This is a genomic window from Flavobacterium sp., assembly GCF_043778725.1.
Lineage (GTDB): Bacteria > Bacteroidota > Bacteroidia > Flavobacteriales > Flavobacteriaceae > Flavobacterium.
Genome location: NZ_JAYWFT010000164.1, coordinates 1 through 22,311 on the forward strand (window position 1 = coordinate 1; position 22,311 = coordinate 22,311).

At 31.8% G+C, this 22,311-nt stretch carries 17 protein-coding genes and 1 rRNA gene; 13 read left to right on the plus strand and 5 right to left on the minus strand.

Annotated elements, in window-relative coordinates; all coding sequences use genetic code 11:
- Positions 1–81 (plus strand): 5S ribosomal RNA (gene rrf / locus ACH2CG_RS15200); the annotation flags it as partial.
- 461 nt (positions 82–542) lie between these two features.
- Here rrf and nth read toward each other — a convergent pair.
- Positions 543–1,184 (minus strand): endonuclease III domain-containing protein, encoded by a 642-nt coding sequence (gene nth, locus ACH2CG_RS15205; protein ID WP_395066710.1) that lies wholly within the window; start codon positions 1,182–1,184, stop codon positions 543–545.
- A gap of 2 nt (positions 1,185–1,186) precedes the next feature.
- Positions 1,187–2,050, minus strand: coding sequence for an alpha/beta hydrolase family protein (locus tag ACH2CG_RS15210; RefSeq protein WP_395066712.1), 864 nt, complete (start codon positions 2,048–2,050; stop codon positions 1,187–1,189).
- A 74-nt stretch (positions 2,051–2,124) separates the two neighbouring features.
- On the opposite strand from ACH2CG_RS15210, the gene ACH2CG_RS15215 reads away from it, so the two are divergent.
- From ACH2CG_RS15215 to cmk, 11 genes are all read left to right on the plus strand, one after another.
- A complete protein-coding gene (locus tag ACH2CG_RS15215) occupies positions 2,125–4,065 on the plus strand; it encodes an alpha-1,4-glucan--maltose-1-phosphate maltosyltransferase (protein WP_395066714.1) in 1,941 nt (646 codons plus the stop codon).
- A gap of 56 nt (positions 4,066–4,121) precedes the next feature.
- Positions 4,122–5,744, plus strand: coding sequence for a trehalose synthase (locus ACH2CG_RS15220; protein ID WP_395066716.1), 1,623 nt, complete (start codon positions 4,122–4,124; stop codon positions 5,742–5,744).
- 259 nt (positions 5,745–6,003) lie between these two features.
- Entirely contained in the window at positions 6,004–6,315 is a 312-nt protein-coding gene (locus ACH2CG_RS15225; protein WP_395066718.1) for a GIY-YIG nuclease family protein, read from the plus strand.
- Positions 6,316–6,653: 338 nt separating this feature from the next.
- Positions 6,654–8,558, plus strand: a complete 1,905-nt coding sequence (gene glgB, locus ACH2CG_RS15230; protein WP_395066720.1) for a 1,4-alpha-glucan branching protein GlgB — start codon at positions 6,654–6,656, stop codon at positions 8,556–8,558.
- A gap of 218 nt (positions 8,559–8,776) precedes the next feature.
- The gene (locus ACH2CG_RS15235) at positions 8,777–11,176 is read left to right on the plus strand and encodes a glycoside hydrolase family 31 protein (protein WP_395066722.1); all 2,400 of its coding nucleotides are present in this window, start codon (positions 8,777–8,779) and stop codon (positions 11,174–11,176) included.
- Between the two features lie 35 nt (positions 11,177–11,211).
- Positions 11,212–12,030: a M48 family metallopeptidase gene (locus ACH2CG_RS15240; protein WP_395066724.1), complete on the plus strand. Its 819-nt coding sequence runs from the start codon at positions 11,212–11,214 to the stop codon at positions 12,028–12,030.
- An 85-nt stretch (positions 12,031–12,115) separates the two neighbouring features.
- Entirely contained in the window at positions 12,116–13,411 is a 1,296-nt protein-coding gene (locus ACH2CG_RS15245; protein ID WP_395066726.1) for an MFS transporter, read from the plus strand.
- Positions 13,412–13,459: 48 nt separating this feature from the next.
- Positions 13,460–14,035, plus strand: coding sequence for a hypothetical protein (locus ACH2CG_RS15250; protein ID WP_395066728.1), 576 nt, complete (start codon positions 13,460–13,462; stop codon positions 14,033–14,035).
- A 222-nt stretch (positions 14,036–14,257) separates the two neighbouring features.
- The gene (gene lon / locus ACH2CG_RS15255; RefSeq protein WP_395066729.1) at positions 14,258–16,711 is read left to right on the plus strand and encodes an endopeptidase La; all 2,454 of its coding nucleotides are present in this window, start codon (positions 14,258–14,260) and stop codon (positions 16,709–16,711) included.
- A gap of 131 nt (positions 16,712–16,842) precedes the next feature.
- On the plus strand, positions 16,843–17,874 hold the full coding sequence (porQ, locus tag ACH2CG_RS15260) for a type IX secretion system protein PorQ (protein ID WP_395066731.1): 1,032 nt from the start codon (positions 16,843–16,845) through the stop codon (positions 17,872–17,874).
- Between the two features lie 15 nt (positions 17,875–17,889).
- Positions 17,890–18,585, plus strand: coding sequence for a (d)CMP kinase (gene cmk / locus ACH2CG_RS15265; RefSeq protein WP_395066733.1), 696 nt, complete (start codon positions 17,890–17,892; stop codon positions 18,583–18,585).
- Here cmk and ACH2CG_RS15270 read toward each other — a convergent pair.
- The 3 genes from ACH2CG_RS15270 to ACH2CG_RS15280 all read right to left on the minus strand — a co-directional run bounded on the left by ACH2CG_RS15270 (position 18,578) and on the right by ACH2CG_RS15280 (position 20,682).
- Complete coding sequence (locus tag ACH2CG_RS15270) at positions 18,578–19,027, minus strand: endo-arabinase (protein WP_395066735.1); 450 nt, start codon at positions 19,025–19,027, stop codon at positions 18,578–18,580. The genes cmk and ACH2CG_RS15270 overlap by 8 nt on opposite strands.
- A gap of 352 nt (positions 19,028–19,379) precedes the next feature.
- Positions 19,380–19,517 carry a helix-turn-helix domain-containing protein gene (locus ACH2CG_RS15275; RefSeq protein WP_395066737.1) on the minus strand — a complete coding sequence of 46 codons (138 nt, stop codon included), beginning with the start codon at positions 19,515–19,517 and terminating at the stop codon, positions 19,380–19,382.
- 403 nt (positions 19,518–19,920) lie between these two features.
- Positions 19,921–20,682 (minus strand): hypothetical protein, encoded by a 762-nt coding sequence (locus ACH2CG_RS15280; protein ID WP_395066738.1) that lies wholly within the window; start codon positions 20,680–20,682, stop codon positions 19,921–19,923.
- A gap of 252 nt (positions 20,683–20,934) precedes the next feature.
- On the opposite strand from ACH2CG_RS15280, the gene ACH2CG_RS15285 reads away from it, so the two are divergent.
- The gene (locus ACH2CG_RS15285; RefSeq protein ID WP_395066740.1) at positions 20,935–22,191 is read left to right on the plus strand and encodes a nucleoside permease; all 1,257 of its coding nucleotides are present in this window, start codon (positions 20,935–20,937) and stop codon (positions 22,189–22,191) included.
- Positions 22,192–22,311 lie beyond the last annotated feature (120 nt).

The following is a 22,311-nucleotide window of genomic DNA, read 5'->3' on the forward strand; positions in this document are numbered from 1 at the left end:
CTTCCCATTCCGAACAGAGAAGTTAAGCCCGATTGCGCAGATGGTACTGCAGTTATGTGGGAGAGTATGTCGTCGCCTTTCTTTTAAACACCCTATCCAAATATGGATAGGGTGTTTTGTTTTAAAATGCTTTTTAAAATTTAAATTTGAGTTTTCTTCTAACTTATAATAAATTTATAGATAGCGATTTAGAAATAAAATTTTTTATATTTATACAAATTAAATTTGTTGCAACAATGAATTGCTTATCAAGAATGAGAATCTTTGATTTATTCTTTTTAAAATAAATACAACAAATTTATGTCTTCAAGAAAAAAAAATTTTTGTTATCAAAAAAAAATAATTTAAACTTTGAAATTAGAATCCTCAAATCATAAATTACTTTTTTGATTACATATTATAGTATTTTATAAAATCCGATTCTTCATAACTTTAAAAGAATAATCTATGGATAAAGAAATATTTTTTTAAAATTTTTTCTAAAATATTTATATTTAAAAAAGACATGCTAACTCTTTAATTAAAAGATACTTTTAATATAATTAATTGCTTTTAAAATGAAATAAACAATCTTTATTTATTGGGCATTCAGTACATTTTGGGTTTGTAGGTCTACAAATTTCTCTTCCTAAAAATGAAAAGGCCATACCAACTTCTCCCCAAATTTCATGTGGTAAAATCGCCATTAATTGTTTTTCAATTTTATTGCCATCTTCTGATTCTTTTGTTAAACCAAATCTCGGTATAACCCTAATTACATGTAAATCTGTAATAATTCCTTGGGATGGTATATTCATTTCCCTCAAAATAACATTAGCTGATTTTCTACCAATTCCTTTTAAAGCAATTAAATCATTTAAATTTGCTGGAATATTTTTATTGTTTTTTAAAATTTTTGCAATTCCTATTATCCAATTTGATTTAGTACTAAAATTTCTAACTTTATTTATATAAGGATATAAATCCTCTGGCTCAATATCGGTTAGTGATTCTAAATTAGGAAATTCTTTATAAAAAGTAGGCGTAATTTTATTAATATTTGCATCAGAATCTTGAGCTGACAAAATAACAGCAATCATTAGTTGATAGAGATTTTCATAATCCAATGGATGTTTTCTGTCTTTGTATTTTTCAAGTAATGGCTTTAATTTTTCAATCCAATTATCTTCTTCAAATAAATTCATAGTTACTCTTTTATATATTCAACAATTCGTTTTATAACTTCAATATTTCCTAAAATCTTTCTATGACCTAATCCTTTAGTAATCATTAATTCTGAATTTATCATATTTTTATTAATGTTGTAAGCCGCTTTCACATCTACTTCATCATCATTTTCATCGTGAATTATTAAAATTGGAGTCTTAATTTCTTTTGCTGCTCTTGATGCCGAATAGAAGTCCATTTCGGTATTGTACTTTCTTTCAAAACGTTCTTTTAATTTCATACCAATTTCAGGTTTTAATTCTAATTTTTTTATAAAATCATTAATAATATCTTGAATAATGTCCCCACTTCCAATTACTACAGCTTTTTTTACTTTCAAATGTTCTCTAATTGCATTTAAAATTGCCATTCCTCCTAAAGAATGACCAATAGCATATTCAAATGGACCAAATTGTTTTTCTAATTCAATTATTGACGTAATAAATTCAATCATTATAGTTGAATTTCCTTTAGATTTTCCATGCGCAGGTGCATCAAAACTTACAATTGAAAAATCATTTTTAATCAATTCGTCAGCAATTTTCACTAATTGTGTTCCTCGTCCAGACCAGCCATGAACTAACAAAATTTTTCTATCACTTTGTCCGTAATGATACACAACAATTTCTTTATTTATTGCATTTACAAAGAGGATTTGTTGTTTACTTTCCTTATTCATATTAAATTCTCGTTTCGGAATTTTATATTTTATAGGTTTTGTAAATAATATTGCTGCAAATTGAGTTACTAATTTTGATGAAATTACTTCTAAAAACTTAGCAGTAATGAGAATTACTTTTGGAATTTTCAATGATTGTGCTTTAATTTCAATTTTTTTTGCCATTTCAATAATTTTTGATGCAATTTATTATATATTATTTTTTTTTGTAAATTAGGACATCATAAATATAACTTAAAATGTTAAATCAAAGACGCGTAATAATTGAAAATGTTTTGCCTCAATTAGACAATGGGGCATTTTTTATAAAAAGAATAGTAGGTCAAAATGTCAAGGTCACAGCAGATATTATTTCTGACGGTCATGATGTAATGGAATCTGTAGTTCAGTACAAACATGAAAAAGATAAAAAGTGGGGTGAAATTAGGATGAATGCTCTACCAAATGATGCTTTTGAAGCAACTTTTTCTGTTGAAAAACAAGGTTTTTATTCTTATTTTGTTGAATCTTGGATAGATTACGCTTTAAATTGGCACTACGGAATTGGAAAGAAAATTGCAGACAACCAACACGTAAAATCAGAATTATTAGAAGGTGTAGAATATATTAAACCATTATTATCTAAAGTTTCAGCATCAGATAAAAAATATTTGAATGATGTAGCCGCATTGTTTTCTGATGAAAAAAATTATGACAAAGCAATTATTGAAGCTATTTCAGATAAATTAAAATCAATTTTTAAACATAATCCAACCAAATTTTTAGCCAATCAATCACAAGAATTAAAAGTATATGTTGATAGACAAAAAGCACTTTTCAGTACTTGGTACGAGTTTTTTCCACGTTCGGCTTCACGTGAATTAGGTAAACATGGTACTTTTAAAGATTGTGAAAAATTACTACCACGAGTTGCTAAAATGGGTTTTGATACGTTGTATTTTCCTCCGGTCCATCCTATTGGTGAAGTAAACCGTAAAGGAATAAATAATGCAACCGATGCTAATCCAGGTGATGTTGGGTCACCTTGGGGAATTGGTTCTCAATATGGCGGTCATAAATCAATTCATCCTGATTTAGGAACTATTAATGATTTTAAATCGTTAGTTAATGCTGCTAAAAAACTAGGAATTGAAGTAGCAATGGACTTCGCTCTTCAAGCTGCACCTGACCATCCTTATGTAAAAGAATTTCCACAATGGTTTAAATGGCGTCCAGATGGTACGGTTCAATATGCTGAAAATCCACCAAAAAAATACCAAGACATTTTACCCATTTATTTTGAAAGTGACGATTGGAAAAATCTTTGGAAAGAACTTTTGGATTGTGCATTATATTGGGTTGAAGAATGCGGAATTAAAGTGTTCCGTGTTGATAATCCACATACAAAACCGTTCTATTTTTGGGGTTGGCTAATTGGAGAAATTAAGAAAAAACATCCAGATGTTTTGTTTTTGGCAGAAGCTTTTACACGTCCTAAAATCATGCATGAATTAGCTAAACAAGGTTTTACACAATCCTATTCTTATTATACTTGGCGAAACACAAAAGCCGAATTACAAGAATATGTAACTGAGTTGACACAAACCTATCAAAAGGAATTTTTCCGTCCAAACTTTTGGCCCAATACACCAGATATTAACCCATTTGCTCTACAAGGTGCAAACGAAAGTACACACTTACAAAAATATTTTCTAGCAGCAACATTAAGCTCATCTGTTGGTATTTATGGACCAGTGTTTGAATTTATGGTTTCTGATGCTATTCCTGGAAAAGAAGAATATATGGACAGTGAAAAATACCAAATTAGACTTTGGGATTGGAACAAAGAAAATAAAGTTTCAATGCTCATTAGCAAGATAAATCAAATTAGAAAAGAACAATCTTCGCTACAACAAACCAACAATATTGAGTTTTGTGATACTACAAATGATCAAGTAATTGCCTTCTATAAACATGATGATAACAAAGAAAATGAAACCCTAATGATAGCAAGTTTAGATGCCTATTATGTAAAACAAGCCATGGTAAGGTTGCCATTACAATCACTTGGAATCTCTCCTGGTCATCCTGTAAGAGTAATCGATTTAATTACAGGTAACAGTTACATTTGGGACAAAGAATGGAATTTTGTCGAATTGCATCCAACGTTACCTTTCCATTTATTTAAAATTATTAAATAGCAATAAGTATTATACTTGCTTATTGCTTAAAGCCTAAAGCTTAAAGCTATATAACCATGAAAAACAATAATCAAGATACTTTTTCAACTCCATTTATTTTCAAAAACGAATGGAAAAATGCTTTTGAAGACGACGAATTTATTAAAATATTTTCATTAGACATACTCGAAAACTACATCATCAATAAGCGATGGTATGGAGGAAAAGCAAGTACGTTAAAGTATATTGAAGTTGTAGATCATTTTAAAATAACGTCTAAAAAAAACACCTATTACGGAGTTTTACTTGAAGTAAATTTCAAAGAAGCCTTCTATCAGCATTATTTTATGCCACTCGCTTTCATGGAAGAAAAAGAGTTGGATACCAATACTGTAATTGCACCAGTAAAATTTGGTCCAATTAGTGGTTTTTTGGTTGATGCACTTCATCAAGATGATTTTAGAAAATTATTATTTGAAAAAATAATCCATTCCAAAGATAAAAATACAGATAAATTAGTCTTTCACAAAGGTTCGTTGCTTGAGGAAACCGAATATAAATCTTCAAAATTTATGGGTGTTGAACAAAGCAATACTTCCATAATTTACAATGACGACTATGTCTTAAAAATTTTCCGTCGTATTTATGTGAGCACCAATCCAGACTACGAAATTAGCCGATTCCTCACCGACAGAATGCACTTTAAAAATACGCCTGCCTACACAGGAAGTATCAATTTAGCATTACCTGAAGGAAACATAACTTTGGGATTGATGCAAGAATTGGTGCCCAATCAAGGTGATGCTTGGAAGTTCATGCTCGAGCAAATAGATGGTGTTTTTGATAATTTACACAAGAAAAAAATTAAAATTGATAAACTGCCAAATGTAGATTTATTCAAACGATTAAAAATAAACGAAATCCCACCAGAAATTATTGATTGGGTTGGGTTGAGTCTCTTTTTACGAATTCAAACATTAGCCTTGCGAACTGCCGAAATGCACATCGCGCTCGGAAGCGACATTCACGAAACAGCATTCACACCAACAACCTACAACGGCGATTACACCGTTTGGTTAAAAAACCGTTTGTTGTACCAGTTCCAAAACCGATTGAATATTATCGAAAACAGTTTGCATAAACTTGACGGTATGGCACTCGACTTGGCACACCAATTTCTAGAAAACAAGAAACTTATCCGTAAGCATTTTGTAGATTTCGATTGGACAAAAATGAAATCCGAACGAATCAGAATTCATGGCGATTATCATCTAGGACAAGTTTTAGTCAACGGTGATGATTTCTATCTACTTGATTTTGAGGGCGAACCAGAAAGTACCATTCGCGATAGAAAAGTAAAACAACCACCATTAAAAGACGTTGCCGGAATGTTCCGTTCCTTTCATTACGCCATTTACGCAACCATTTTCAACAACTCCGATAAATATCCTTATGATCAAGAAGAACTTTTCAAAGCCGGCGAATTGCTTTTTAAATATATGGTTGGAACGTTCCTTGAAACCTACATCGAAAAAGCACAATCTGGTAATTTAAATATCGGTTACAGTCACGAAATCAATTTTTTACTAAAATATTGTATCCTTGAAAAAGCAGTTTACGAGTTGGGTTATGAGCTAAATTCTCGTCCGCGATGGGCAGTAATTCCGTTGCGAGGTATTCAAACCATTATGGGATATTAGAAGCGAATGGCTTGGGCATTTTAGCAATCCATATTCACGCTTTCCATTCCAATCTTTTTTAAACCTAACAGGTTTTAGAAACCTGTCAGGTTTAAAAAAGGATTTCCACTGCAATCGTGGCTAGTTAGGTTTTGTATTGAGAGGACAATAGTGTTCTAAACAAAACAAAATTTAAATTTTAGATAAAAGTTGTTAAATGCAGGATTTGTCATCCCGAGCGCAGTCGAGGGAACACAAAGAGAAAAAAAAACATTAAAAAATGAAATTCTATTACGTTTACATATTAAGATGCAATGATAATTCGCTATATGTAGGAATTACGAATGATTTAGAAAGAAGAGTAAACGAACATAATGAAGGCAAATTACCAAACGCATATACATTTAGAAAAAGACCAGTAGTATTAGAATGGTTTCAAGATTTCACTGAACCCAATCAAGCCATTTATTTTGAAAAGAAATTAAAAGGATGGTCAAAACAAAAAAAAGAAGCACTGATAAAAGGAGATTTTGATAGGATAGAATCACTAGCAGAGTGCCGAAATGCAACACATAATAAGTATAAACCATAAATATAAAATACAAACATAAGCCCTTTGACTGTACTTCGGCTGCGCTCAGCATAAACTTCTCAGGATGACAGTTCTCGGAAATATTCATATTTTGCAGTCAAATTCATAATTGGATTAAATAGTTCTTATAAAATCAGAATATAAATAGTAAAATAAAAGTAATTAATAGCACAATCTGTCATCCCGAGCGCAGTCGAGGGAACACAAAGGGAGAAAACTATAATAAGTAAAACACTAATTCTAAAAATTTCCAAAATTTCTAAAATCTGTGTTCTAAAATAAAGTAATAATAATAAAGAGGAAGAGATTGCATCGTTCCTCGCAATGACAATAAAAAAATGAACCAAGTACAACCACATTCGTTATTTTCCGATTTCGATATCGATTTATTCAAAGCAGGAAAACACTTTAGATTATACGAAAAATTAGGCGCACATCTAATAGAAGTTAATGGCGTAAAAGGCGTTTACTTTGCCGTTTGGGCTCCATCAGCGCGTTCGGTTTCTGTAGTTGGTGATTTTAATTTTTGGGTACAAGGTGAGCATCAACTCAATGTTCGTTGGGATGGTTCAGGAATTTGGGAAGGATTTATTCCTGATGTTGACAAAGGCACAACCTACAAATATAAAATCCAATCCAATAACGGCGGCATCATAACCGAAAAAGCCGATCCGTTTGCATTGTATTGTGAACATCCACCACATACAGCATCCGTAATTTGGGATTTAGATTACAAATGGAAAGACACCAAATGGATGGAAACTAGAAAAGACAAAAATGCGCTAGACAAACCCTTTTCGGTTTACGAAGTACATCTAGGTTCATGGAAACGCAATGGCGAAGGTAATTTCTTAACCTATGTAGAATTGGCTGACCAATTGGTTTCGTACATAAAAGAAACTGGTTTTACCCATGTCGAGTTCATGCCAGTTATGGAATATCCTTACGATCCTTCCTGGGGTTACCAATTGGTTGGCTATTTTGCACCAACATCACGTTTTGGAAAACCACAAGATTTTATGCTTTTGGTTGACAGATTGCACCAAGCAGGAATTGGAGTAATCTTGGATTGGGTTCCATCACATTTTCCAGATGATGCTCACGGTTTAGGTTTTTTTGACGGTTCTAACTTATACGAACATCCCGACAGAAGAAAAGGATATCATCCCGATTGGAAGAGTTTGGTTTTCAATTATGGTCGCAATGAAGTACGTTCGTTTTTAATAAGTAATGCTATTTTTTGGTTGAAAAATTACCATGTTGACGGACTTCGTGTTGATGCTGTGGCGTCAATGTTATATTTAGATTATTCAAGAAAAGAAGGCGAATGGGAACCAAATATTTATGGCGGAAGAGAAAATCTAGATACCATAAGTTTCCTTAAAGATTTTAACGAAGCAGTTTATGCCGATTTTCCAGATGTACAAACCATTGCCGAAGAAAGCACGAGTTTTCCGATGGTTTCTCGACCAACTTTCCTTGGTGGATTAGGCTTCGGAATGAAATGGATGATGGGTTGGATGCACGACACTTTACAATATTTTCAAAAAGAAAGTGTGTATAGAAAATACCATCAAAACGATTTGACTTTTTCGATGACCTATGCCTTTACAGAGAATTTTATGTTGCCACTTTCACACGATGAAGTGGTTTATGGAAAACATTCAATTCAAGGAAGAATGACTGGTGATGAATGGCAAAAATTCGCAAATTTACGCTTACTTTACGGTTATATGTTTACGCATCCAGGAACAAAATTATTGTTTATGGGATCAGAATTCGGGCAAACATCCGAATGGAATTTTGAAGGAAGTCTAGATTGGCATTTATTACAATTTGGCTACCACGATGGAATTAAAAAATGTATAACCGATTTGAATGCTTTATACAAAAACAATCCAGCGTTGTACGAAAAACAATTTTCAGCCGAAGGTTTCGAATGGATAAATTATTCTGACAGTCAAAATTCTGTTTTTTCATACATCCGAAAAGGAAAAACTGCCAAAGAAAATCTAGTTATTGTTTGCAATATGACACCAGTAGTTCATGGAACTTATAGAATTGGATTACCAACAAAAGGTAAATTAACCGAAATTTTTAATTCAGATAAAATAGAATACAACGGTAGTGGAGTAACCAATGCAAAACCAATAAAAATAGAAAATGAAGCATGGAACGGAAGAGAGTTTTCAGCCGAGATTGTGCTGCCTCCACTAGGAATTTGTGTTTTTAAAATAGGATAGTCTTTTGCCACAAAGACACAAAGTCTCCAAGAAAATTTAAATTTTTAAATTCAATATTATGTTTTCATTTTTTTAATAGGATTATATAAACTTTGTGTCTTCGTGTCTTTGTAGCTAATACAAACAACCGCAAACGTTATCGTTAAAAACATCTAAAATTACTTTTGAAAATTCGTTGCAACATTTGTATTTTAGCAAATTATCATAAAACTAACCACATGATTACAAACACAGAACTCGAATATAAAGGCGATTTATTTCCTTCCAAAATTATATCTTTTAAACAAGAAGTTGACTCAATAGACTTTCAAACAGATAACAATGTTATTCTAAGAATTACTGTTCTTCGCGACAGTATGATTCGTTTTAGATACACGGTAAAAGGATATTTTAGCAATGATTTTTCGTATGCAATTGATAAATCTCAATCGCATGGTTATAATGTACTCGAAGTTACAGAGGAAATTGATCATTACAGAATTAAGACTTCCAAAGTCTATGTTGTAATTCAAAAACATGACTTGCGCATCGGAATTTATGAACTTGACGGAACTACAATTCTTGAGGATGAAATTGGTTTTCATTGGGAAGAAAGCTACGAATTTGGTGGAAATATTGTCAAAATGAGTAAAATGTCTCACGACGGAGAAAGTTTTTACGGACTTGGAGACAAAGCAACACATCTAAACTTAAAAGGAAAACGATTAGAAAATTGGGCAACCGATCAATATGCTTTCCAAAAAGATCAAGAACCATTATACAAAGTTGTTCCGTTTTACATAGGATTGCATCACAACAAAGCTTACGGAATTTTCTTTGACAATACGTTTCGTTCGTATTTTGATTTTTCAAATGAGAGAAAAGGTGTAACCAGTTTTTGGGCTGATGGTGGCGAAATGAATTACTACTTTATTTATGGTCCAAAAATGAGCGATGTAGTTACAACTTACACTCATTTAACTGGAAAACCCGAATTGCCACCACTTTGGACTTTAGGATACCATCAATGCAAATGGAGCTATTTTCCAGAAAGTAAGGTAAAAGAAATTACAGGTAGATTTCGAGAACTTCAAATTCCGTGCGACGCTATTTATTTAGACATCGATTACATGGAAGGCTTTCGATGTTTTACTTGGAGCAAAGAATATTTTCCAGACCCAAAAAGAATGGTTGCCGAATTGGCAAAAGATGGTTTTAAAACTGTCGTAATTATTGATCCCGGAATTAAAATAGATAAAGAATATTCGGTTTATCAAGAAGCTTTAGAAAAAGATTATTTCTGCAAGCGTGCCGATGGACCTTATATGAAAGGTAAAGTTTGGCCTGGCGAATGTAATTTTCCAGATTATACAAATCCAGAAGTTAGAGAATGGTGGGCAGGATTATTTAAAGAATTAGTTGCCGAAGTAGGAGTGAAAGGCGTTTGGAATGATATGAACGAACCAGCAGTTATGGAAGTTCCAACCAAAACTTTTCCGCTAGACGTTCGACATAATTTTGATGGAAACAATTGCAGCCACAGAAAAGCACATAATGTTTATGGAACCCAAATGGCACGAGCAACTTATGAAGGTGTAAAACGATTTGCTTATCCAAAACGACCTTTTGTAATTACTCGTTCGGCTTATTCTGGAGCACAACGTTATACTTCATCTTGGACTGGCGATAATGTAGCTTCATGGGAACATTTATGGATTGCAAACATTCAAATGCAACGAATGTCAATTTCTGGAATGGGTTTCACAGGTTCAGATATTGGTGGATTTGCCGAACAACCATCAGCCGAATTATATGCTCGTTGGATTCAATTGGGTGTATTTCATCCGTTTTGTAGAACACATTCTTCTGGTCATCATGGCGAACAAGAACCATGGAGTTTTGGCGAAGAAGTAATTGATATTACTAGAAAATTCGTCGAATTGCGTTACCAATTGTTACCTTATTTATATACTATGTTTTGGCAATATGTCAATGATGGTGTTCCAATGCTGAAACCTTTAGTATATTTTGATCAAGAAGATCCGCAAACGCATTATAGAACTGACGAATTTATTTTTGGAAATCAAATATTAGTTTGCCCAATTCTTGAGCCAAATGCTTTAGGACGAAGAATGTATTTACCACAAGGAAACTGGTATAATTTCTGGACAAACGAAGTTTCTAAAGGAAAACGCGAACTTTGGGTTCCAACAGATTTTGATCAAATTCCAATTTTTATAAAAGAAGGCGCAATTGTACCAAAATATCCAATACAACAATATGTTGGACAAATTGAAAATCCTGAATTATCATTAGATGTTTATTTTAAATTAGGGAAAGAAAAATCGTATGTATATGAAGATGCGCACGATGGTTATGATTACAATAAAGGAAGATATAGTTATAAAACTTTTAGTTTGAACGGTAAAGAAAATGAACTTTTTATAACACAACATAAAGAAGGAACGTTTGAAACACAATACCAAACTATAAAGTTAAATATTAAAGGTTTACCATTTGAAATTAAAGGAATTGAAATTGATAATGAAAAAATAGTATTTGATAAAGACTCACTAGATTTACATGATGGCTTAGTTGTTGATAAAGATTTTACCGAATTACACTTCATAGGAGTATAATTTTTTGTAAATTTGATAGTAAACAAACAATAGTTATGAGTTATAAAAGAATCACCATCAGTTTTTGTGCAGTAGCATTAGCGTTTTCTTGTGCACAAAATCCATTTACCGGGAAAAATACTTTGGCATTAGTGCCAAATAGTGAAATTTTACCTTCGGCATTTCAGCAATACGGACAGTTTTTGTCAGAAAACAAAGTAATTACTGGAACTGCAGAAGCTAAAAAAGTTGAAATGGTAGGAACTAAAATTAAAGTTGCCGCCGAAAAATGGCTTAATGCAAATGGATATACTGGTTATCTTAATGATTATAAATGGGAATACAAACTAGTTGATAGTAAAGAAGTTAATGCTTGGTGCATGCCTGGAGGAAAAATCGTAGTATATTCGGGAATTCTTCCAATTACTAAAGATGATGCAGGTTTGGCTACTGTTTTAGGGCATGAAGTTTCTCACGCGTTAGCCAATCATGGTCAACAACGAATGAGTGCCGGAATGTTACAACAACTTGGCGCCGCAGGTACAGCCGCAATTGTAGGTACTAAAAGTGAGCAAACACAACAAATCGCATTGACCGCTTATGGTGCAGTTACGCAATATGGAGGAATGTTACCCTTTAGTAGAAGTCACGAAAGTGAAGCAGATAAAATAGGTTTAACATTGATGGCAATTGCTGGTTACAATCCAGATCAAGCAGTTCAATTTTGGGCTAGAATGTCTGCTAGTTCTGCAGGTCAAGCGCCACCAGAGTTTATGAGTACACATCCATCCGATGCAACCAGAATTGCACAGCTTAAAGAATTGGTTCCGCAAGCGAAAGCTGAAGCGGCAAAATTTGGCGTAACATTTAAATAATATCCAAATTATAAAAAAAGAGTATATTTGAAGCTGTCTTCCAAAATTTTGGCAGACGGCTTTTTTATTTTAAAACTATTATATCATGCCAAACTTACCAAAAGGTCATCCTAAATTACTTAATGCTTGGGCTTTCTATGACTGGGCTAACTCTGTTTATAGTCTAGTCATTGCATCTGCGGTTTTTCCTATTTTCTATGAAATGATTTTTAAAGAAAGCGGTAAAAATTATGTTCTTTTATTTGGAAAAGAAATTAAAGATACTGCAATGATAAGCTTTGTAACAGCTTTTGCATTTTTAATTGTAGCTATTTGTTCTCCAATTTTATCAGGGATTTCAGATTATTTAGGAAATAAAAAAGCTTTTATGCGGTTCTTTTGTTATCTAGGCGGATTGTCATGTATCTGCCTGTATTGGTTTGATGTAGATAATTTATTCTTGAGTTATACTGCCTATTTCTTCGGATTAATAGGTTTTTGGTCTAGTTTAGTCTTCTACAACTCTTACCTTCCAGATATTGCTTTCCCAGAACAACAGGATAGAATTAGTGCCAAAGGTTTTTCAATGGGTTACATTGGAAGTACTATTTTATTGATAATAAACTTGTTAATGGTGATGTTTCCAAATACTTTCGGAATTGAAACACCTAAAATGGCAATGAAAATTTCATTTGTTATGGTTGGAGTTTGGTGGATTGGATTCAGCCATATTACCTATTATTATTTGCCAAAAGGAAATAGAACTAACGTGCCGCTTGCCAAAGATTTTATTTTTAAAGGTTTCCATGAGTTAAAATTGGTTTGGAAACAATTGCAATCAAACGTTCGATTAAAAAGATACTTGTACAGTTATTTTGTTTTTATCATGGCAGTTCAAACCGTGATGCTTGTCGCAACTTATTTTGGAGCAACAGAGATTGATTGGGGTTCAGATGATAAAACTATGGGCTTGATAATTAGTATTTTATTAATACAATTAGTAGCCGTTGTAGGCGCAGTAATTACTTCAAGAGTTTCAGAAAAATTTGGAAATATAAATACACTAATATTTTTAAACGGTATTTGGGCAATACTTTGTGCTTTTGCCTATTTTGTTCACACACCAGTTGAGTTTTATATTACTGCTGGTTTTGTTGGTCTTGTAATGGGAGGAATTCAATCTATTGCGCGTTCAACTTATTCAAAATTTTTACCAGAAACCGAAGATACTGCATCTTTTTTTAGCTTTTATGACGTTACAGAAAAAGTAGGAATCGTAATTGGAATGACTATTTATGGAACAATTGACCTAATTACTGGTTCTATGAGAAATGCAATTCTATTTTTGGGTGTTTTCTTTGTAATTGGATTAATTTTACTAACAAGAGTACCAAAAAAATAATTTTACAGTCAACAAAAAATAATTATATTTGAGCAAATAATTCAAACAATGAAAAATAGAAATAGTAGTATAGTTTTTATGTTCTTTTTATCAAGTTTACTTTTTGTATCTTGTGATAATGAGCCTTTAGATCCAACTCTAAAATCACAACTTGCATCTGGCGTACTCAACCCAAGTACTGGTGGATCAACACCAACAACCTCTGCAATTACAGGAACTTATTTACTTACCGCATTTAACTCCTCTGTTCCTACAGATTTAAATGGAGATGGAACTTCTTCTACTAATCAAATGTCTGAAACTACTTGTTTCAATAATAGTAATTTTATTCTTAACGCTAACAATACATTCATATCTAATTCTAAAGGTATAGATATTGATGCTACAGTTACTCCAAATGTTCTAACTTGTTTCACCGATCCAGATGTAACTGGTACGTGGGTGTTAAACGGAACTACTTTAACAACAACCTATGTAGATGCCGGAATTACTTATAACGACGTTTTTTCTGTTATTGGAAATACGCTAGTTTTAACCGCAGCAAACGGAAGTGTCGTAGGAATGGTAGGTGGAAATCCAGTAACATTAACAGCAGATTTAACTTTAATTTATTCTAAACAATAAATCTAAAACTAAATATTCTTCTTAATCCGTCGAAATGGCGGATTTTTTTTGTGGCATAATCATTGTCCTACTACGTCTAAATATCGATAAAGTACATCACTTACCAATTTTAGCATCATTTACATGCTTTATGTCGATTTTAATTTAATATCAATAAAGCAAATTATATATTTGCTAAAGAAATTGCTAATCTAATAATGTCACATTGACTTAATATATACCATGTCAAATCATAAAATACTAACTTTTGACAATTTGTCACTACAAGAATTTGATTCGGAGGCCGAATTAATACCACTTTTAACTCCAGAAGACGAAGAGGAAATGACCAATGAAGAATTGCCTTCAACATTACCAATATTGCCTTTAAGAAATACGGTTTTGTTTCCAGGTGTTGTAATTCCTATTACGGCTGGAAGAGATAAATCAATAAAATTGATTAACGAAGCTTATGCTGGAAACAAGATAATAGGAGTTGTTGCACAAAAAAATGAAGAAGATGAAGATCCAACTAAAAATGATATTCATCAAGTTGGAACTGTTGCAAGAATTCTACGTGTTTTAAAAATGCCTGACGGAAATGTAACTGTTATCCTTCAAGGTAAAAAACGTTTTGAAATTGATGCAGTTATTTCAGAAAAACCATACATCAAAGCTAGTATTAAAGAAGTTCCAGAAAAAAGACCAGGAAAACATGATACTGAGTTTAGTGCTATTGTAGAATCAGTAAAAGAATTAGCAATTGAAATCATTAGAGAAAGCCCAAACATTCCTACCGAAGCTACTTTTGCTATTAAAAATATTGAAAGTCAATCGTTCTTAATAAATTTTGTATCGTCCAATATGAATCTTTCTGTTGAAGAAAAACAAAACTTATTAGCAATGAATGTGCTTAAGGAAAGAGCGCTTGAAACACTGCGTTACATGAATGTAGAGTTGCAAAAACTTGAGCTTAAAAACGATATTCAATCTAAAGTTCGTTTTGATTTAGATCAACAACAACGTGAATATTTCTTGCACCAACAAATGAAAACCATTCAAGAAGAACTTGGTGGTGTTTCTAATGAACAAGAATTTGAAGAAATGCGACAACGTGCCAAAACCAAAAGTTGGGACGAAAAAACACAAAAACATTTTGAAAAAGAATTTTCAAAAATGCAACGTATGAATCCGCAAGCTCCAGATTTTGGCATTCAAAGAAATTACTTAGATTTATTTCTTGATTTACCTTGGTCTAAATTCTCCAAAGATAATTTTGATTTAAAAAATGCTCAAAAAGTTTTAGATAGAGACCATTTTGGATTAGAAGATGTAAAAAAACGCATGATTGAACATCTTGCCGTTTTAAAATTGCGTAACGATATGAAATCGCCAATTATATGTTTAACTGGACCTCCAGGAGTTGGTAAAACTTCTATTGGAAAATCAGTTGCCGAAGCTTTAGGTAGAGAATATGTTAGAATTTCACTCGGTGGATTACGTGACGAAGCCGAAATTCGTGGACACAGAAAAACCTATATTGGTGCTATGCCAGGAAGAATTATTCAAAGTATTAAAAAAGCACAAACATCCAATCCTGTTTTTATTTTGGATGAAATTGACAAGCTTTCTGTGAGCAGTCAAGGCGATCCATCTTCTGCATTATTAGAAGTTTTAGATCCAGAACAAAACAATGCTTTTTATGATAATTTCCTAGAAATGGGTTTCGACTTATCTAAAGTTATGTTTATTGCTACGTCTAATTCTATGGCAACTATACAACCGGCACTTAAAGATAGAATGGAAGTTATAAAAATGTCAGGCTACACAACAGAAGAAAAAGTTGAAATTGCGCGCCAACATTTATTTCCAAAGCAATTAAAAGAACACGGATTAACTTCCAAAGACTTATCTATTGCCAAAAAACAATTAGAAAAAATAGTTGAAGGTTACACTCGCGAATCTGGTGTAAGAAGCCTAGAACAAAAAATTGCACAAGTAATTAGAAATGCAGCTAAATCAGTTGCAATGGAAGAAGAGTACAATAAAAAAGTTACCGACGAAGATATTGTTAAAATCCTTGGTGCTCCAAAACTTGAACGTGACAAAGCCGAAGGAAATGATGTTGCAGGAGTAGTTACAGGATTAGCATGGACTTCTGTTGGTGGTGATATTTTATTTATTGAATCATTGATTTCTAAAGGAAAAGGAACACTTACCTTAACTGGAAATTTAGGTACGGTAATGAAAGAATCTGCAACTATTGCTTTAGAATATATTAAAGCCAACTCAGAAGTTTTTGGATTAAATCAAGACATTTTAAACAAATACAACATTCATTTGCACGTGCCAGAAGGAGCAACACCAAAAGACGGACCAAGTGCCGGAATAGCAATGTTAACCTCTTTAGTTTCACTTTTAACACAACGAAAAATCAAAAAAGGTTTGGCTATGACAGGCGAAATTACACTTCGTGGCAAAGTTCTTCCAGTTGGAGGAATTAAAGAAAAAATCCTTGCTGCCAAGAGAGCTAATATTAAAGAAATTATTTTATGTCACGAAAATAAAAGTGATATAGAAGAAATAAAAGCCGATTATTTAGTAGGTTTGACTTTTCATTACGTAAAAGAAATGAGCGAAGTTATTGAATTGGCTTTAACAAAAGATAAAGTAAAAAATGCCAAAGTTTTAGATTAAAATCATATAAATAATTTCCAAAAGGCATGAGAATTAAAAACTCGTGCCTTTTTTATTTTTGTTTTTACCTTAACTTTAAAAATAATATCTTCGCATTTCCGTTATACGTTAAGTAAATTGCTATTTTTTGTATGTTTAAAAACCTATTTATTTCCTTTATTTTGCTTTTTTGGTCTGTTAGTTACAGTCAAATAGGAGGTAAGTCTGTTTATCAATTTCTTAATTTGGTTACATCTCCAAGACAAGCAGCTCTTGGCGGAAAAGTAATTACTATTTTTGATAACGATGTAAATCAAGCCCATTTTAATCCTGCTACAATAAATCCAGAAATGGACAATCACTTGGCAGTAAATTACGGTAGTTATTTTGGTGAAGTTACCTATGGAACAGCAGCTTATGCTTATACATATGATAGACATTTACAAACATTTCATGCTGGAGTAAATTATGTAAACTACGGAAAATTTGAAGGTTATGACGAAAATGGACTACCAACTTCGTCTTTTACAGGAAGCGAAATGGCTCTGTCTCTTGGTTACGCCTATAACGTTCCTTTTACTAGTTTTTATTTGGGAACTAATGCTAAATTAATATCATCAACGTTAGAAAGTTACAACTCATTTGGTATTGCTGCAGATTTTGGTTTTTTATTTATTGATGAGCCAAACGATGTTAACTGGGCATTAGTTGTAAGAAATGTTGGAACTCAAATAACAACTTATGCAGGAACTCAAGAAAAATTACCATTAGAAATTTTAGTAGGAGTTTCTCAAGAGGTAGAAAATGTTCCGCTTAGATGGCATCTTACACTAGAAAATTTGCAACAATGGAATATTGGATTTTCTAATCCTAATAGAGCAATAGGAAGTATAGATGGTTCGGCAACTCAAGAAAAAGTTGGATTTTTAAATAATGCATTACGTCACGTAGTTCTTGGTGGCGAACTATTTCCTACCAAAGGAATTAATCTTAGATTTGGATATAATTTTAGAAGAGGCGAAGAGTTGCGAATAATTGATCAAAGAAATTTTTCTGGTATCTCTTTAGGCTTAGGTTTAAAAATGGGAAATATTAAATTCAATTATTCCTATTCTAGATATTCTTTAGCAGGAAACACGAGTCTTTTCGGATTAACAATCGATTTTTCTAACAATAATTATTAAAAAAATAAGTTCATTTTGAAAAAAATTACAATAGCAATAGACGGTTATTCATCTACAGGAAAAAGTACTTTAGCCAAACAACTTGCCAAATATTTAGGTTATGTATATGTAGATACTGGAGCAATGTACCGCGCTGTAACTTTATTTTCTATGCAAAATGGATATATTTCATCTGAATATTTTGATAAAGAAACCTTAATAAATAGTATTCCAAATATTAAACTACATTTCGAGTTTAACCCTCAATTAGGCTATGCCGAAATGCATCTTAATGATGTAAATGTCGAAAAAGAAATTCGTACAATTGAAGTCTCAAATTTTGTTAGTATCGTTGCCGAAGTATCACAAGTACGTGCTAAATTAGTAGAGCAACAAAAAGAAATGGGAAAAAATAAAGCCATTGTAATGGATGGAAGAGATATTGCAACGGTAGTTTTTCCTGATGCTGAACTTAAAATTTTTATGACAGCGAGTCCTGAAACTCGTGCCCAACGACGATTTGACGAACTGCAAGCCAAAGGCGATGATGTAGCGTATGAAGCAGTTTTAAAAAACGTACAAGAACGCGATTATATTGATACTCACAGAGATGATTCACCTTTAGTTATGGATGATGATGCCATAGAAATTGACAATTCATATCTTACTAGAGAAGAACAATTTAATGCCGTTTTGGAATTAGTTAATGACATAATTAATAAGACTAATTAGGAATGTAAGCGTGTATAGATTGGCTTACCAACTTCCATTGGTTGTGGCTTTTTTCTAAAATTCTTATTTCATAGGAATACGTTTTTGTTCCATCTTTATCTGTAGAAACTTCATCATGACTTACCCAAGCATTTCTGCCACTAATCTTAATTTTATAATTGGTATTAATTGAAGATCCACCATTTCCCATATTTTGCGGATTGGTTTGTACCATTGCTAATGGCGGAACGTCAAATGATTTTCCATCAACAGTAGAAACTAAAATTCTACTGTAAGGCTCAATTTTCCAGCAATTTGCATGTTCAATAGCATCGCCACTTCGCCATGTAGCTGACTCTTTTTCAAGTAATTGTTTAATAGCGATACTTTCATTTTTATAACTACTGCAAGAAACTGCTGCAAAACAAAGAAATAGAAAAAATATAATTTTAAAGTTTTTCATGTACATAATTATTAATTAAATTATTGCAAATAAACAAAGCAAGTGTGTAAATTTACTAATTTCCATTAATTATTTTTCTTTATGTAAACTTGAGTATAAACCAACTTGTAAATATTTGACCCTTTTACTGTAAAAGTTGCTTTTTCCACTACAACAGCTGTTTCTAAATAAACTTTTGAATAGGCTTCTTTAATAACAATTTTACTATAAACATTTTTTTTTGACAGTAATTGGTTAATCTAATTTTGGTTGTAAAGTGTCTTGTTAATGGATGAAAAAAATAAATATATTTTATTTTAGCATTTAAAAAAGCATCAATAATAAATAGAATAACTTACAAAATCAATTATTTCTATTTTTTGACGGACTCAATTGCAGGTGTTTTTTTTAAGAAATTATTAAAGTGTGAAACTTCTGTAAAACCCAATGAATAGGCAATTTCAGCAATATTCCATTGGCTGTCCTTTAAAAGAATTTTGGACTCTTGCAAAATGCGTTCCGTAATTAAAGATGTGGTTTTTTGAGTTGTTTCTTTTTTCAGCTCGACTCAAGTGGTTAACATCAATGTTTAATTAATTAGCAAAATCTGATGCCGCTCTTAAACTTACTTTTTTGTGGTTTTCATCAATAGGAAATTGACGTTCTAAAAGTTCAAAAAATAAAGTTGAAATTCGTTGTGAAGCATTCATAGGATGGATTGCAAACTTAGTTCATGGTTGCGATTTTATTGCTTAATGTAACAATTCTAATACTAAATTCCTTAACAAATAATATTTTTGTATGTAATCTGAATTTAGTTCCTCCTGCATTTTCTTAAATATAAATCTTCGAGTCTTTCATTTTTTTCCAACTATCGAAGTTACTAAAAATCAAATATTATTTATTTTTTTCTTTTAAATCACATATTTTCCGCCAAAGGAGTATATCAAACTTACATTCCAGATAAATGGTTTACTAACAATGCTAGTTCGAATTTTGTTATTTACAATAGAAGCTATTGAAAACGGAAAATGTTTTTTTTCTAGAGTTAAACTAGAAGCTACATAAAAACCATCTTTAGTATCCATTTTTAAAAAATAAATTTGTGGTGCAAATTTTAAAGTATAATTAGAAAACACCTTTATATTTGAAAAATAACCGTTCATACTTATAAAATTAGTATTGTTAGTTGCATCTGCTAGGCCATGAGAATATAAATAATAAAAACCCAAACTTATCTTTTTATTGAATACGTATGTTGGAACCAATTCGCCTGCAAAAAAACGTTTTGTAGTAATCAAATCTTTTTGTATTCCATTGACAATTGCTGGAGTTGTTTGAAAAATAAAAGCTGGATGAGCACCAATTGCAACTTTAAATTTTTTAGAAGTAATCAATTTATAGCGCATCCAAAACACAAATGACCAAGGTTTAGCGTCTTCAAGTGCAAATCTAAATTGAGGATCAAAACTAAAACGGTTCTTCTGAATGGAGAAATCAAATACTGTTGCTGGTTTTCCAAGTGAGAAAGTTGGAATTAAAGACATGCCATTATTGGTTATACTTATAGATCCTCTAGTAGTTAAAGTATCGGTTTTAATTTTCTTTTCTTGCGAAAAGGTAGTGTTTGCTAATAGTAGAAAGATAAAAATAAATGAAAAGTAGTTTTTTAGCATAAATTTTGATGTATTAGTATGGAACAAATAAAATGCAAATTAAATTCTTTTAATTACAAATTTCAAATCAATACTTAAGATTTTCAAACTCCTAGTCTAAAACAGCAATGTATTATCATAAATAATGTTTGATCAAATTTCATAAATTTTGAAATAGTTTTATAAAATTTGGGAAATTACTAGTAATCATTTGGAGTTTTCAATATTAATAGTAGATTTACAATCTATTTACACTAAAAAAATATTGTTGTTATGAGTATAAAGAACAGATTAATAGTCATGAATTTTTTCCAATTTTTTGTTTGGGGCGCATGGCTTATTACAATCGCAAATTTTTGGTTTGGAACTAAACATTGGGAAGGAACACAATTTGGATTAGTATTTGGAACAATGGGAATTGCGTCTCTATTTATGCCTACAATTACTGGTATTATTGCAGATAGATGGGTAAATGCCGAAAAATTGTATGGAGTTTTACATATTTTGTATGCTATAGTTTTATTTTTCTTACCTCAAATTACAACTCCTGATAATTTTATATATGTAATGTTATTAGCAATGTGCTTTTACATGCCAACCATAGCTTTATCGAATTCAATTTCTTACAATGGATTAAAAAATAGTCCAGATAGTGATGTTGTAAAAGATTTTCCTCCTATTAGAGTATGGGGAACAATTGGATTTATTGCTGCCATGTGGATAACAAATCTTACTGGAAATAAAGCTACTGCTTATCAATTTTATATTGCAGGAATAGCAGCAGTTTTATTGGGTTTATATTCTTTTACTTTGCCAAAATGCAAACCACAACACACAAAAAGCGACAATTCTTCTTTTGTAGAATCAATGGGATTAGAAGCTTTTAGACTTTTTGGAAATTATAAAATGGCTTTATTTTTTATTTTTTCAATGTTTCTTGGTGGTGCATTGCAATTGACAAATGCTTATGGTGATGTTTTTTTAGATGAATTTAAAAGCGTTCCAGAATATACAGATTCATTTGTAGTTAAATATTCAACTATAATAATGTCTATTTCACAAATATCAGAAACCTTATTTATTCTTGCAATTCCGTTTTTCCTGAAAAGATTCGGAATTAAACAAGTTATGTTAATCTCAATGTTGGCATGGGTTTTACGATTCGGATTATTTGCCTATGGAAATCCAACTGATGGTTTATGGATGATTATTATGTCTTGTGTTGTCTATGGAATGGCATTTGATTTCTTCAATATTTCAGGGTCACTTTTTGTTGAAACAACAACCGATTCTAAAATTCGTTCTTCTGCGCAAGGATTATTTATGATGATGACCAATGGTTTTGGAGCTGTTTTAGGTAGTTTTACTTCGGGTTGGGCAATTCAAAAATTCTTCACACACGATGGCGTTAGAGATTGGCACACAATATGGCTTTCATTTTCGGCTTACGCATTAGTAATAGCAATCTTATTTGCAATTTTCTTCAAGCACAAACACAATCCAGAGGAAGTGGCCAATGTAAGTCATTAAAATAAAAATTTAAAAACCCGATAATGGACATGCCCCAAAAAGTTAGACACTATTTGGGGCATTTTTTATGGAAAGAAAAGTTAAATATGATTATGCATTTAAAGAAGATTGCATAAAATT